The sequence below is a fragment of the Janthinobacterium sp. 35 genome, from assembly GCF_002754575.1.
Classification (GTDB): Bacteria; Pseudomonadota; Gammaproteobacteria; order Burkholderiales; family Burkholderiaceae_D; genus Janthinobacterium; species Janthinobacterium tructae.
Window position 1 is genome coordinate 1,572,833 of the sequence record NZ_PEFN01000001.1, and the last position, 14,818, is coordinate 1,587,650.

General features: G+C 58.1%; 10 protein-coding genes and 1 pseudogene. 6 read left to right on the plus strand and 5 right to left on the minus strand.

The features are described 5' to 3' along the window. Positions 1–52: 52 nt before the first annotated feature. From CLU93_RS07050 to CLU93_RS07075, 5 genes are all read left to right on the plus strand, one after another. Positions 53–955 carry a LysR family transcriptional regulator gene (locus CLU93_RS07050; protein ID WP_099760539.1) on the plus strand — a complete coding sequence of 301 codons (903 nt, stop codon included), beginning with the start codon at positions 53–55 and terminating at the stop codon, positions 953–955. Between the two features lie 388 nt (positions 956–1,343). Beyond that, the gene (locus CLU93_RS07060; protein WP_099760541.1) at positions 1,344–2,339 is read left to right on the plus strand and encodes a BMP family lipoprotein; all 996 of its coding nucleotides are present in this window, start codon (positions 1,344–1,346) and stop codon (positions 2,337–2,339) included. An 81-nt stretch (positions 2,340–2,420) separates the two neighbouring features. After that, a complete protein-coding gene (locus tag CLU93_RS07065) occupies positions 2,421–3,950 on the plus strand; it encodes an ABC transporter ATP-binding protein (RefSeq protein WP_099760542.1) in 1,530 nt (509 codons plus the stop codon). Beyond that, the gene (locus tag CLU93_RS07070; RefSeq protein ID WP_099760543.1) at positions 3,947–5,026 is read left to right on the plus strand and encodes an ABC transporter permease; all 1,080 of its coding nucleotides are present in this window, start codon (positions 3,947–3,949) and stop codon (positions 5,024–5,026) included. The genes CLU93_RS07065 and CLU93_RS07070 overlap by 4 nt, the downstream gene beginning before the upstream one ends. Positions 5,027–5,030: 4 nt before the next feature. Beyond that, positions 5,031–6,002 carry an ABC transporter permease gene (locus tag CLU93_RS07075; protein WP_096233948.1) on the plus strand — a complete coding sequence of 324 codons (972 nt, stop codon included), beginning with the start codon at positions 5,031–5,033 and terminating at the stop codon, positions 6,000–6,002. A 420-nt stretch (positions 6,003–6,422) separates the two neighbouring features. Here the strand turns inward: CLU93_RS07075 and CLU93_RS28540 are convergent. Beyond that, positions 6,423–7,007, minus strand: a pseudogene (locus CLU93_RS28540) (NUDIX domain-containing protein); the annotation flags it as partial. A gap of 85 nt (positions 7,008–7,092) precedes the next feature. On the opposite strand from CLU93_RS28540, the gene CLU93_RS07085 reads away from it, so the two are divergent. Continuing rightward, positions 7,093–7,857 carry a DeoR/GlpR family DNA-binding transcription regulator gene (locus CLU93_RS07085; protein ID WP_099760544.1) on the plus strand — a complete coding sequence of 255 codons (765 nt, stop codon included), beginning with the start codon at positions 7,093–7,095 and terminating at the stop codon, positions 7,855–7,857. Positions 7,858–7,892: 35 nt separating this feature from the next. Here the strand turns inward: CLU93_RS07085 and CLU93_RS07090 are convergent, their stop codons facing one another. From CLU93_RS07090 to CLU93_RS07105, 4 genes are all read right to left on the minus strand, one after another. After that, the gene (locus tag CLU93_RS07090) at positions 7,893–8,960 is read right to left on the minus strand and encodes a S1/P1 nuclease (protein ID WP_099764277.1); all 1,068 of its coding nucleotides are present in this window, start codon (positions 8,958–8,960) and stop codon (positions 7,893–7,895) included. Positions 8,961–8,968: 8 nt separating this feature from the next. Next, positions 8,969–10,198: a phospholipase D-like domain-containing protein gene (locus CLU93_RS07095; RefSeq protein ID WP_099760545.1), complete on the minus strand. Its 1,230-nt coding sequence runs from the start codon at positions 10,196–10,198 to the stop codon at positions 8,969–8,971. A gap of 18 nt (positions 10,199–10,216) precedes the next feature. After that, positions 10,217–11,866, minus strand: coding sequence for a bifunctional metallophosphatase/5'-nucleotidase (locus CLU93_RS07100; RefSeq protein WP_257224903.1), 1,650 nt, complete (start codon positions 11,864–11,866; stop codon positions 10,217–10,219). 201 nt (positions 11,867–12,067) lie between these two features. After that, positions 12,068–14,434 carry a TonB-dependent receptor gene (locus CLU93_RS07105; protein ID WP_099760546.1) on the minus strand — a complete coding sequence of 789 codons (2,367 nt, stop codon included), beginning with the start codon at positions 14,432–14,434 and terminating at the stop codon, positions 12,068–12,070. Positions 14,435–14,818: the final 384 nt, after the last annotated feature.

The window sequence follows — 14,818 nt, forward strand, 5'->3', positions numbered from 1 at the left end:
ACGGGTTCGCGCGCTGTTCCATCGCCTAGCAAGACGCAACGCCAAGGAAAGCATGTCCATCGATCTGAAACAGTTAAAGTATTTTCTTGCCGTCGCCGAGGAGAAAAGCTTCAGCCGCGCCGCCGAGCGCCTGCATATCTCGCAGCCGCCCCTGAGCCAGCAGATCATGAAACTGGAAAGCGAACTGGGCGTGCGCCTGTTTGCGCGCACCACGCGCACGTTCGAACTGACCGTGGCGGGCAAGGCACTGATGAATGAAGCGGCCGAGCTGCTGGCCAAGATGCGCATGACCATCGACACCATCCGCCAGATCGACCGTGGCGAAGTGGGCCGCTTGCGCGTGGGCATCGTCGGTTCGGCCATGTGGGGCCCCATCCCCAGCCTGCTGGAAGAGTTCCAGACCAAATTTCCCCGCGTCAGCTGGACCATCCATGAATTCGGTCCCACGGTGCAGTACGAAGCCTTGCGCGCCAAGCAGATCGACGTGGGTTTCTGGCGCGAACCGAAACTCAACGACGACGACTTGCGCCACGACAACCTGCGCCAGGAGCTGTGCTTCCGCGAAAACGTGTGCGTGGCCGTCAACGAACACCATCCGCTGGCCAAAAACACGGCCATCGAGCTGATCGACATCGCCCACGAGCCCATGCTCACCCTGAACCTCGATAAATCCGCGTTTCCCCGCTACCTGGTGCAATGCTGCATCAATGCCGGTTTCGAACCCGTGATTTTCCAGGAAGCGAGCGAGCCGCAAACCCTGCTGGCCATGGTGGGCGCGGGCCTGGGCGTGACCCTGGTGCCGGAAACGACGAGCCGCATCGGCTGGCCCGGCGTCGTTTTCCTGCCGATCAAAACCAATCCACCATCGGCCAATCTGTACATCAGCTACACCACGCTCGACGACGCTCCCGTCGTGCGGGCCTTCCTGAATATCCTCAATCCCCCGGCCGTCTAAGCTGCGGCACCAGCTATTTATATGCACTGCGTATAAATACATAAACAAAAACGTATTTGTCATACATATCTGGCATGATGCATAGTGATTCGGACGCCCATCGTGGCGCCGGTCCTGCGCCTGCCCTGCCCGTCCATTGACGGCGCATTCCAGCCCGCTCCGGCAGCCCCATTCGATGTTGTAACTATAAAAGAGACGGGGCGCGACTGTTGCATGAGCATCACACTGTCGACATAAAAGCACGCAAGGCCGGCAATGATCTTGTTCAATACGGTGCAATGTTGATAAGGAATTATCATCTCGTGCATCAAAAACAGGCTAAATCGGCCCCAAATTATATGTTTCACCTATAAAAAATATACAATATCGATCTTCCAGGAGCCAATTCATGAAACTTACACAATTTAGTTTGACGATCGCAGCCGTATTTCTGACTGCTCAAGCGTCCGCGGCTACCCCAAAACTGGGTGTCGTGTATGACGCGGGCGGCAAGTTCGACAAGTCGTTCAACCAATCCGCTTTCGAAGGCGCCTCGCGCTTCAAAAAAGACACAGGCATTTCCTTCATCGAAGTGCAAGCATCGAGCGATACGCAAGCCGAGCAAGTCATGCGCGGCCTGGCCCGCAAGAAACTCGACATGATCGCCGCCATCGGCTTTGCGCAAACGCAAGCCGTGCAAAAAGTCGCAAAAGAATTCCCGAACGTGAAATTCGTGCTGATCGACGGCCAGGCCGCCGGCAGCAACGTCAATTCCGTCGTCTTCAAGGAAGAAGAAGGCTCCTACCTGGTGGGCGTGGCGGCAGCCATGGCCAGCAAGAGCAAGAAGGTCGGCTTCATCGGCGGCATCGATATCCCCCTGATCCGCAACTTCGCCTGCGGCTACGCGCAAGGCGTCAAGGCCATCAATCCGAAAGCGGAAATCACGCAAAACATGGTCGGCACCACCTCCGGCGCCTGGAATGACCCGGCCAAGGGTGGCGAACTGGCCCGCTCGCAATTCGAGCGCGGCGTCGATGTCGTCTTCGCCGTCGCCGGCGGCAGCGGCATGGGTACGCTGCAAATGGCCAAGGAAAAAGGCAAGCTGGCCATCGGCGTCGATTCGAACCAGAATGGTTTGTACCCGGGCAGCATCCTCACTTCGATGGTCAAGCGCGTCGACAACACCGTGTATGACAGTTTCATGCAAGTCAAGAACGGCACCTGGAAGGGCGGCGTCAGCTATAAAGGCTTGAAAGAAGGCGGCGTGGATTGGGCGCTCGACGCCAATAACCGCAAGCTGATTACGCCGGAAATCGAAAAGCGCGTGTTGGGTGCGCGTAAGGACATTATCGATGGCAAGATCAAAGTGATCGATTACCGCGTCGGCAGCAGCTGCCCGGTTTAATTTTTCTCCGTATCTTCTAGCGCGCCGCCGGGGCCTGTCTCCGCGCGGCGCGTTTCCATGAAACTATCCAGTTATGAACCTATGCAGCCAGCAGTAGAATTTCGCAGCATTTCCAAGCAGTTTGGACATGTGAAGGCGAACGCCGACGTCAGCTTCTCCATCGCCAAGGGCAGTATCCATGGCCTGGTGGGGGAAAATGGCGCCGGCAAATCGACCTTGATGAGTATCCTGTACGGGTATTACCGTGCCGACGGCGGAGAAATCTTGCTCGACGGGAAAGTACAGCCTATCCGCAACAGCCAGGAAGCGATCAATCTCGGCATCGGCATGGTGCACCAGCATTTCATGCTGGTCGAGAATTTCACCGTCCTCGACAATATCATGCTGGGCACGGAAGGCGGTTTTCGCCTGGCCAGCCACCGTGCCGAAGCGGAAGTCAAGCTGCGCGAGATTTGCGCGCGCTACCGCCTCGACGTCGACCCGCTGGCGAAGATCGAAGACCTCTCCGTCGGGGCGCAGCAGCGCGTGGAAATCCTCAAGCAGATTTACCGCAGCGCCAACATCCTGATCCTCGACGAGCCGACGGCCGTGCTGACGGCCCAGGAAACGGCGTCGCTGTTTGAAATCCTGCGCCTGTTCAAGGAGCAAGGCAAGACCATCATCCTGATCACGCACAAGCTGCAAGAAATCCTGGAAATCACCGACAACGTCACCGTCATGCGCGGCGGCACGGTGGTGGGCGCAGTTGCCACGGCGACTACCTCGAAAGAGGAACTGGCCAACATGATGGTGGGCCGCCCCATCCAGAGCCATCTGCCCCGTGCACCGTACAATCCGGGCGCCACGGTGCTGGAAGTGGCTGATCTGCAACTGGCCGACGCGCAACAGGTCAAGCTGCTGGCCGACATCGGCTTCAACTTGCGCGCCGGCGAAATCGTCGCCATCGCGGGTGTTTCCGGCAATGGCCAGAGCGAACTGCTGGAAATTTTGTCGGGCATGCGCTTGCCGACGTCCGGCAAGCTGCGCTTCCTCGACAAGGACTTGCCGTTTGCCAAGCGCACTGACGCCGACGGCTTGCCGCTGGCCTTCCGCGAACTGGGCATTGCCCACATTCCGGAAGACCGCTTGCGCGATGGCGTGGTAAAGAATTTCTCCGTCATGCAAAACACCATCCTCGGTTACCAGGATCACCTGAAAAACCGCTGGGGCTTGTTCAACTTCAAGGCCATCGGCGCCCGCTGCGCGGAACTGCTGAAAACCTTCGATGTGCGCCCGGCCAACCCGGATCTGCGCATCGGATTATTGTCAGGCGGTAACCAGCAAAAGGTGGTGATCGCGCGCGAAGTGCTGGCCAAGCCGAAACTGATGCTGGTGGGCCAGCCCACGCGCGGCGTCGACATCGGCACCATTGAAAGCATCCATACGCAATTGCTGGCCCTGCGCGACGCGGGCGTGGCGATCCTGCTGGTGTCCGTCGAACTGGAAGAAGTACGGGCGCTGGCCGACCGCATTCTGGTCATGTGCGGCGGACGCATCACCGGCGAACTGAAAATTGAAGAATTCGATACCACCCGCATCGGTCTGTTGATGGGGGGAATGCATAAATCATGAATAACGACTTGCCACGCTGGGCGACAGCCTTTGTCATGCCCATGTTAAACCTGCTGTCGGCCTTGCTGGTCGCGGCCCTGGTCATTTATATGCTGGGCGAAGATCCGGCCGAATCGCTGGGTATCCTCGTCAATAGCGCCCTCCTCAATCCGGAAGGCTTGAGCTACACGCTGTTCTACGCCAGCACCTTCATTTTCACGGGCCTGTCGGTCTCCGTGGCGATGCAGGCCGGCCTGTTCAATATCGGTTCCGAAGGCCAGATGTATATCGGCGGCCTGGGCTTGACGGTGGCCATGCTGGCCTTCGACCAGACCCTGCCCGCCTGGCTGTTGATTCCGGCCGCCATGCTCGGTGCGGCCCTGTTCGGCGCGCTATGGGGCTTCTTGCCCGGCTATCTGCAAGCCAAACGCGGCAGCCACATTGTGGTCACCACCATCATGTTCAACTTCATCGCCGCCAGCCTGATGAATTTCATTATCGTGAAATATCTGATTCCGCCGGGCGAGCAAAACACGGCCAGCCGCGTGTTTGCGGAAAGCGGCGAAATGCCGCGCCTCTCCACCTGGTTCCCATCCTTGGGCGACACGCCGCTGAACATCAGCTTTATCCTGGCGATCGCCGCGCTGGTCATCTATGGCGTGATGGTCTGGCGCTCCTCGTGGGGCTTCAAGCTGCGCGCCACGGGCCTGAACAAGCACGCGGCCCACTATGCAGGCGTGTCGATCAGCAAGATGATCATCATCGTCATGCTCATTTCCGGCGCGCTGGCTGGCCTCGGTTCCGTCAATTCCATCATGGGCTCGACGCATTATCTGTCGCTCAATTTTGTGGGCGGCGCCGGCTTCATCGGCATCGCCATCGCCCTGATGGGCCGCCAGCATCCGGTCGGCATCTTCCTCTCGGCCGTGCTGTTCGGCGCGCTGATACAGGGCGGTTTTGATTTGTCGCTGGAAAAACCGAATATTCCGACGGAAACCTTCATTTTCATCCAGGGCTTGATCATCCTGTTCTGCGGCGCCATGGAAAACTTCTACGCACCGGCCATTTCCGCCCTGCTCAAGCGCACCAAAGGCTAACACCATGACACTCGACGACTTTCATTTCGCCAGCATCCTGGTATCGACCGTGCGCAATGCGCCCGTCCTGATCTTTGCCGCCATGGCCGGCCTGTTCGCCGAACGCAGCGGCATGATCGACATCGGCCTGGAAGGCAAGATCCTGGCCAGCGCCTTCGCTTCCGCCGCCGTGGCCTACACGACGCAAAACCCGTATTACGGCATGGCTGCCGGCATGCTCGTGTGCGTCGCCCTGGCCCTGCTGCAAGCGTATGTCAGCATCACGCAAAAGGGTAATCAGCTGGTGGCCGGCATGGCGATCAACATCGCCATGAGCGGACTGACCTTTGTTCTGGCGCAATTTTTCTTCCAGCAAGGCGGTCGCACACCCGACCTCGGTTCGGCACGGCTGTTCGACGTCGTCTTGCCGGGCACGCAATACGTGGAGCACATCCCGTTCATCGGCTGGGTGTATGCCCACCTGATCGGCGGCCATTCCATCCTCGTGTATGTGGCGTTCCTGCTGATCCCGCTCGTGCACTGGCTGCTGTACCACACGCGCTTCGGCCTGCGCCTGCGCGCCTGCGGCGAAAACCCGCATGCGGCCGACTCGGCCGGCGTGAGCGTGGAAGCGACGCGCTACCTGGCCATGCTGGTGGCCGGCATCCTGTGCTCGTTCTCGGGCGCCTATCTGGCCATCGTGCAAAGCGGCTTCTTCCTGCGCGACATGTCGGCCGGCGCCGGCTACCTGGCCCTGACGGCCATGGTGTTCGGCAACTGGCGCCCCATCTACACTTTCCTTGGCTGTCTGATGTTCGGCTTCTTCGCCGCCATCCAGATCCAGATTGAAGGCGTGGACTTGCCCGTCGTGGGCCGCATCCCCGGCTCGCTGATCCAGATGGTACCGTACGTGGTCACCGTGATCGTGCTGGCGGGCTTGATGGCGAAATCCATCGCGCCGAAAGCGATCGGTATCCCGTTCGTCAAATCGCGTTAAATTTCAACGAGCGCAAGACAAAAGCGAAGCCCCCGGGCTTCGCTTTTTTTACGCCTGGGCAATCTCGTCCAGCGAGAAAAATACGGGTAAACCTAGGCCCCGCGCCACCTCCACCATCTGGTCGGCCCCACCAGAAGCACCGCCTATCCTCAGCACGGCATCGCAGTGGCTCAATAAACGCGTCGCATGCACGTGAAATAGTTCCTCGTACACGGCGTCACCCACCCGGGCGGAACCAGCCAGCGCCAGCATGGGCAGGGCCAGCCATTCACCGAGCACGGGCATGTGTCCCTTGGCATACAGGGGCAGGCAAACGGCTTGCATGGCCGCCACATTCGCCGCCATCAGTGCGGGATCGTCGCCCGTACCGGAGCGGTAGGGACCGGCAACCAGTATCTGCATGCCAAGTTTGCGCGGCATCAAGTGCAGCTGCGCATGCTGCAGCAGCATGATGGTTTTGCCATCGCAGATGCGGCCATCGGCCACCATCTGCAGCGCTTGCGCCAGGGGCAGTTCCAGCACTTCGATATCTTCGCCCTCATGCGCCAGGCCGCCGCCGTCGCCGATACGGCTGGCGGGATCGTACTCGGCGACAAAGAAATGCAGGCGCTCCGTCACGGAGCCGGGACTCATGAAGGCTTCGAAGACCTTGTGCACCTGCCCCACCCGGTAACCGGTTTCCTCTTCCACCTCGGCGCGGATGCGCTGTTCCGCACTGGCCTCTTCCAGCAAGCCGGCCGCTGCTTCGATGAGGAAACCATCGTGGCCCTCGCGATACGTGGGAAAGCGGAACTGGCGGATCAGGATCACCGTCCGTTGGATTTTGTTGTAGAGCAGGATGGTGGCGCCATCGCCGCGGTCGTAGGTTTCCCGCGTCTGCGTCTGCCATTCACCGTCGTGGCGCAGGTAATCGAACGTGGTCTTTTGCAATAGATACCAGTCGTGCGACAGGGTTACCACGCCCTGTATGCGTACCCGTCGTTGCTCAGCATTTTCTTCGCGCATCGTGTCTCCTTGTGCTTGCATGACCTTGCCTTCGCCGACTTTATCATGCAAACTCGTGCAATATCAAGAAAATACAAGAAAAACCATGCTGACACATCAACGCAAACAATACCTGCTGGACTTGCTCCAGCGCGAAGGGCAACTCGTCGCCAAGGCCGTCAGCGACGCCCTGGGCTTGTCGGAAGACACGATACGGCGTGACTTGCGCGAGCTGGCAAAAGAGGGATTATTGGAGCGCGTGCATGGCGGCGCCCTGCCCTTGCTGCCGCGCTCGCCCGCGCTGGCGCCGTTTGCGGGTCGCGAACAGATTTCGCCCGAAGCCAAGCCCGCCATCGGCCGCGCGGCGGGCGCCATGATACAAACGGGGCAAGTGGTGTTTCTCGATGGCGGCACGACCGCCGTGCAACTGGCGTGCCAGCTGCCGCCCGACTTGCGCGCCACCATTGTCACGCACAGTCCGTCGATTGCCGTCGAGCTGGTGAATCACCGATCGATCGAGGTGCTGATGCTGGGCGGGCGCCTGTACAAGCACTCGATCGTGGGTGTCGGCGCGGCCACCGTGGAAGCCATCGGCCGCATCCGCGCCGACCTGTATTTCATGGGCGTGGCCAGCCTGCATCCGCAAGCGGGCATCACCACGGGTGATTACGAAGAAGCGTGCGTGAAACGCGCGCTGAGCGATGCGTCAAGCCGCACCATCGTGCTGGCCTCGCCGGAAAAGTTCAATACGGCCTCGCCATTCCAAATCGCGCCTTTGAGCCAGGTCAACGACATCATCGTGCACCGCGACGTGGACGACGCCCTGCTCGCGCCCTACCGCGAGATGGGAATCAACATCACCCTGGCATGAAAAAAGCGGCCCGCAGGCCGCTTTCAAATAACATCTTACTGTGGCCAGATCGCCTGCAGCACGGCGGCCAGATGATAGCCGCCCTCGATCAGTTGCTGCTTCGCCAGCGCCGAGCTGGGCACGGGATAATTGTCCGGCACCGTCAAGCTCCACACGTTATAGACATCGCCCTTGCGACTGGTCTGCTGCGTCGCCGGGCCGGCCGCCACGTCCGTAAACGCAATCTTGGACGCCGCCAGCGCGGCATCGGCCCACTGATACGGCCAGGTGACAGGGTCGCCGCTATTGGTGCTCACCACCGGTGCGCTGGCGATCACGGTACGCGCAAACTGCTGCGGCGTGCGCGTGCTCAGGCGGCGCATGGCGTAGTCGACCACGGTCGTATCCCAGTACGAATGCAGGGGCTTGGTGGCCGATTTAGGATAGGCGGGAGCTTTTGTTATCCCCTCTTCCGCCGGCAGCGGCGCGGGAATCACGGCGTCGGACAAGGCCGTCATCTTCGCATCGTCGAGCAGCAAGTCATTGCCACCGCGTGCATTGAAAATGGCGATGTCATCGATCTGCGCCTGCGTGGCGGGCACGAAAAACTGGCCATCCTTGCCGAGAAACGCATTGCCCACATGCAAAGGCTGGTGGATATCGCCAACCAGGTGTGTAATCAGAATCAGTGCTTCGCGCTGGCTGAAGCCGTGCGGATTGCTGGCCGCATCAGCCTTGCCCTGCAGCACCAGGATCGCCTGTTTCAAGGTTTGCACGATATCGTCGTCGGCCGTGCCCACGCCATGGTCGTGGTAGTGCGCATTCTGGAACGGCACGTTCGTGTAGTGGTATTCGCCGTGTTTCGGGTTCGCCGCCACATAGGTCAGCATTTCCGGCGATTGCGGGCCGCAATACGTGCCCTTCACGCAATCGGGCCAGTTGGCGATCTTTTCCAGGCTTTCGCCGGGCAACAGCAACTTGGCCAACTGGGCCTGCGCCACGCTACCTTTGAGCAATTGATCGGCGATGGCACCCACGGCGCGGTGGCCGTCGTTGCCCCAGGCCAGCACGTTGCCGGAAGCAAAAGCGGCGCCCAGCGCCAGCACGGTCAGCAGTTTTTTCATGTTCACCATTACTCCTTGCCTTGCGGCGCAGCCTTGGCCGGCTTCGGATACTGCTTGTTGATGTCGATCGGCTGCGCATACGCCGAGCTCCACGTCTGCTCATGCAGCGCGGCGATGCGTTGCGCCATGGCGTCGTTGCGCAGCACCACTTCCAGGTTGCGCGACAAGTCAAAATAACCGCCCGCCCAGTTGCTCGTGCCAACCCAGGCCAGCTTGCCATCGATGCTCATGGTCTTGCTGTGGATCACGCGCGCGAAGGGAATGAAACCCGTCGAGGCCGTGGGAATCGTCACGATGCGGATTTCCACGTTCGGCACCAGGGCCAAACTCTTCAGGTAGGCGATGGCCGGCGCTTCCGTGTTCCAGCTCGACACCATCAGCTTGATTTTCACGCCACGCTGGGCGGCCGCACGCACGGCGTTGTCGATCACGGCGTAGTACGGCCGCGTGCGGTTCGGACCGTAGGACAGCGGCGCGTAGTCGAGCAGCTGGATGCGCACTTCGCTTTTCGCTTCCGCCAGCAAGGCGGGCAAGCCCGTTTCCGAGTCGCCCACGCCGGCCGGGTTATACGCATTCGGGCTGGCCAGCAGGAACGCGTTTTGCGCGTAATTGGCGGGCACCACCTTGCTGTTGAGCACCGTGGCGCGGCTGCCTTGCGACGTCAATGCCTGCGCTTGCCAATCCTGTTCGAAGATGGCTTGCACCTGGCTGACCATGGCGGGCTCCGTGATTCTCAAGCCCGTCTCATGGATGTGCTCGAACGAGCGCCAGTCAAAATTCTGGCTGCCGATGTACGCGACCTCACCATCGACGGCCAGGTATTTCGCGTGCACGATGCCATTGCCCGTGATTTTATTGAAATCGATGAGGCGCAAGTCCAGGTGCGGAATCGCCTTGATCCGGGCGATGGTCGCCGCTTCCGACAGGCCCACGCCCTTCTGGTCCAGCAGGAAGCGGATCTTCACGCCGCGCTGGCCGGCGGCCGTCAGGCTGGCCAGCACCTTTTCAAAAGCCGTGCCCGGTTTGCTGACGGCATAGAACTGGGCGATGACGATCTCTTTTTTTGCCGAATCGAACAGTTCGCTCCACACGGCGACGGGCTCGCGCAGGTCGGGATTGGTCAAGCTCGTTTCCACGGGCGAAGTGTGCACCAGCTCAAAGCCGGGAATGGTGAAATCGGCGTGGGCCGTGCCCGCAAACAGGGTAGTGACGAGCAGGGAAACAGATAAACGACGCATGGTTCTTCCTTGAAATAATTATTTGACGCGCACGATGCGCCCTGCCGCCGTGGCGCTGCCGGCCGGCTTGCCGGCGCGCGCGCGGGCGATCAGGTAATCGCTGAAGGCGTCGATGTCGCGCACGCCCGTGTCGAGACGGCGCGTGCCGGCCGCCAGCACGGTAAAGCGGTCGCCGCCGCCAGCGAGGAAACTGTTGGCGGCGATACGGTATTGTTGATTGTCTTCAAGAGCAATGCCATTGAGCATGATGCTGCCCGGCAGCACACGCTGGCCCTGCGGCCGCGTGCTGTCCCAGCGGTAGCTGAAGCCGTCCGATATCTGCAGCAGATTATTCTCCTCAGCTTCGGCACCCGGCCACTGCTGCTCAAGCAAGGTACGAATTTGCGCGCCAGAAAGACTCACGACGATCAGGGTATTGCCGAACGGTACCACGGCCTGGTTCTGGCCCACGTTCGTCATCAGGTCGGCGCCCGCTTCCAGATCCTTGCGGATGCCGCCATTGTTCATCAGGCCGATTTGCGCACCAGCAGCGCGCGCGCCGAACAGGGTGCTGTCAGCCACCAGGTCGCCCAGCGCGGAAGCGCCACTGCCCTTGGTACTGCGGCCCACGTTCGGCACGGCGATGGCGGCCACGGGACGCGACAATTCGGCCGCACTGCGCTGCTTGACCGATTCCAGGTAGGCAGCCACGGCCGGGTCCGGCTCATACACGCCTGGCAACATGACGACGTTGTGCGCGCTGGCATCGATCACTGCATTCTTGACGGGATCGACCTTGAGCTTGATGCGCGTCAGCATGTGCCCGCCCATCTGTGCCTGCGTCACGAGGCGGCCATCGACACGGCACAGATAACCCTGGTGCGAATGGCCGCTGATGACCAGTTGAATGGCCGGGTCGAGGCGTTTCACCACGTCGACCACTTCGCCCTTCAGGTGGCTGCAATCGGGCTGGTCGACGGCTTCCTTCGTCTCGCCGCCCTGGTGCAGCAGCACGACGAACACACCCACGCCTTGCGCGCGCAACTGCGGCAAGGTGGCGTTGATGGCGTCAGCTTCATCGCCAAACTGCAGGCCGGCAATGCCGGCGGCCGTCACCACGGATGGCGTATCTTTCAGCACGGCGCCGATCAGGCCCACCTTGACGCCATGCGCCTCTTCGATGCGGTAGGCGGGCAGCAGGGACTTGCCCGTTTGCGTGTCGATGACATTGGCCGCCATATAGGTGTAGCTGGCACCCTTGAAGTCGGGCGTGAACTTGCACGCCTTGTCGGCGCGCGAAGAGTCGCAACCGCCGCGCTGCTGGCGCAGCAATTCCGCCTTGCCCTGGTCAAATTCATGGTTGCCGACGGAACTGGCTTTCATGCCCAGCATATTCATGGCCACGATGCTCGGTTCATCGGCCCACAGCGCCGACATGGCGGGGCTGGCACCGACCAGGTCGCCATTGCCGACAAAAATCAGCTGCGCATCTTCGCGCCGCCAAGTCTTCAATGCGCCGGACAAGGTATCGATGCCGCCCGCCTGCACCGTCTTGCGCTCGGCATCGGTGACACTCGTGTAGGTAAATTTGCTGCGATCGAGATTGCCGTGGAAGTCGTTCAGGGCGACCAGGTTGATGGCGATAGGGGTGGGTGCAACGATGGTACATCCGGAAATAATTCCGGACATACATAGCACCAGCATAGAGGTTAAAGGGCGGTTAGAAAAAGTTCTCATACGTGCCGCTTTCAGGAATGCTGCCATGCAGATAAGTGCTTGAAGACATGACAATACTAACAAGTAAAAACAGGCCCGAAGGCCTGTTAAGTAATACTGCTCAGGGCGTCCACAGCACCACTGTTGATGTTGCTGCAGACCAAGCCATTTCTATCAGAAATCGCCCGAGAACGTCACCGATGAGAAACGTGGTGCACCCAAATAGTAATACACGGTTTTGGCGGATGTACCATTCACTGCAGTCGCATTGGTCACGTTTTGCGACGAAGGATTACGATACTGCTTGTCGGTCAGATTGCTGATGTTCAACGTGATTTTCGGACGCTTCAACCAGCCCATGTTGGCGAAGGTATAACCTGCATCGAAGCCCATGACGGTGTAACCAGGTACGGTTTCATCATTGTTCAAAGTAGCTTGTTGCTTACCGGTAGCCTTGGCTTTCACGCGGGCATAGAAGGCACCTAGTTGATACTCGGCGCTCAAGCCAGCTTTCAGCTTAGGTGTCAGAGGATACTCGTTGCCCTTGGTTGGCAGGGTTGAAGTGGCGCTGGCACGCAAGTCATTCTTTATTTCGCTTTTTGCATAGCCAAACGAACCGTAGAACGCCCAACCGTTGATAGGCGTGTTGCCCAGCTCTACTTCGAAACCGCGGTTTTTCACGTTACCAACGTTCGTCAAGGTGCTGACAGCCGTAAGCGGGTCGTAAGCAGTTGCTTGGCGATCACGGAAATCGACTGAATATACATTAAAGGTACCAATGAAATTCTTGTCTTGGTGGCGGTAACCAATATCAATATTCCACGACGTTTCCGCTTTTACATCACTAGTCAAGGTCGCCACACCGTTGACAAAAGTCACGTTTGAACCGGTTGTTGCGAACACAAAGTTAGGAGGCGCTTTCATGTTCTTGGCAATACTTGCATACAACTGATCGTCGGCAGTTACGCGGAAACGTGCGCCCAACTGCGGCAATATATCCTTGTATTTGCGCTTGATATTATATGTAACACCGGAATTCGTCCCTTCATTGGCATAGTTCGTGAAATCACGATCAACGAATGGTGTACGCACGCCCACATTCAGAATCAGGCGATCATCCATCAAATTGATGGTATCTTGCAGGAAAAATTGATAGGCAGTAGAGATCGTCTTCCAGTTTCGCGATTGGAAGGTCGAGCCATCAGCACGTGTAACTTGATCTTTTTGCAGATAGTAGTCAACAGGGCTACCATCATTATTTACTGGAACCATAGGGCCAGTTTGACCATGGTCTGCACGTTCCCACCAGAAACCACCAAGAATCTGGTGATCACCGATGGTGTGCGTCAGGGACGACGTGACGCCAGGGCGCGTGGTGCGTGTAAAACTACTGTTGGCCATGATGACGGTGTCGAGCGTGTCGCCGTCACCGTTCAAGTCAACCGCGCCTGTCAGCTTGCCTGACTTGGAGTCCAGAAAACCTTTCGATTCCGTCATCGCACGTTGTTGTACTCCTCCGCTACCATAGCCATACCAGAAATAAGGCAAAATTTTCAGGTCGGTATTTTCACCCAGGCGGAACTTTGCCGTAGCTGACAGTACGGCATTTTTAAACGGATTGGTTGCCAACTTGTAGTACTGAGGTGAAGGGGCAATTTTCGACTCGTCCTGAACAGTACCCTTAACTGGCGTCAGGTGACCGGGGAATTTAGTCGAGAAATCATAGTAGTAACCGTTCTTGTTAATATCGGACAGGCTGATGCTGTTGATATTATTGTTCACAGCCTCGTTGTACAGCAAGGTGGCGTGGATGTAATTAAAGCGATCCCAGTCATAGTTAAAACCAGCATCGATATGGTCTCGCTTGGCACCACCCTTGCCCTTCCATTTATCGGCTTGCGCATGCGAAGCCGACAGGAAGAATTTAGATCGTTTGTCCGACAACAGACCGCTATCAACGCGCAAAAAGGTTTTGCTCAGGTTAAGCTGACCTAGGGTTTGCATGACGCGCACTCGCTGCTTGTCTTCCGGATTGCAGGTATTGATACCGAAATTACCACCAGTGGCACCCACTTGTGGGGAGTCGACATCGGTCGAACCCTGTGTAACAAACTCGGAGCAGGTATTTTCCTGGTCAACGTATTCTTGCGGGTAGACCGAAAAACTACCGGAGTCATTCACCGGCACGCCATTAATCGTGGCGCCGATCTGGTCGCTGTTGAATCCGCGTAATGTCAAACCACCACCGAACAGGCCTGTAGAGTCATAGTTATAGCTATTGACCGATGGCAACATCTCCAACGCTTCAAACGCATTGCCCGTTGGACGCTGCTTTTCCAGTTCTTCTGCCGTAATCGTGCTGCGTGCTTTTGGCGCATCTTCCGTCACCATCAGGCCCATACCGGTTTTTTTAGCGGTAATGACGACTTTTGTGGCTTCGTCAGCGGTTTGCGCATGCGCAGTAGAGATGCTGAAGCAAGCCAATTGGCATGCCACTGCGATCATACTTAGTCGCAATTTTGGTTGTTGAATGAACTGCATTTGAACCCCCTAGAGTGTGTTGTAACTTACAAGATTTTGACTTGCTTATATTGTGGTGAAACACGGAAACTATCCAACTAGACACGGCAGTATAAAGATCGAATATTTCAAATCCGTTACACGGATATGACCGCAATGTGACAGGAGCCGCTAGACATCCTGAATTGTCACAAAAGCGATAGCAAAAATGACTTATTCAACTCTTCGCCGTCCAACTATGCATTAAGGTCTGTAGGCTGACAAATACGTTTTTTTTTAATGATTTATATATTAAAAGTATAAATCACCGCTGGAAGCCGCATTTTTTGTATCAACCGAGCAAGCTCACCTCATCGGGGCGAAATTATAGATGAGCGGCAACATTTGGAAATTGTTTCAGAAAAT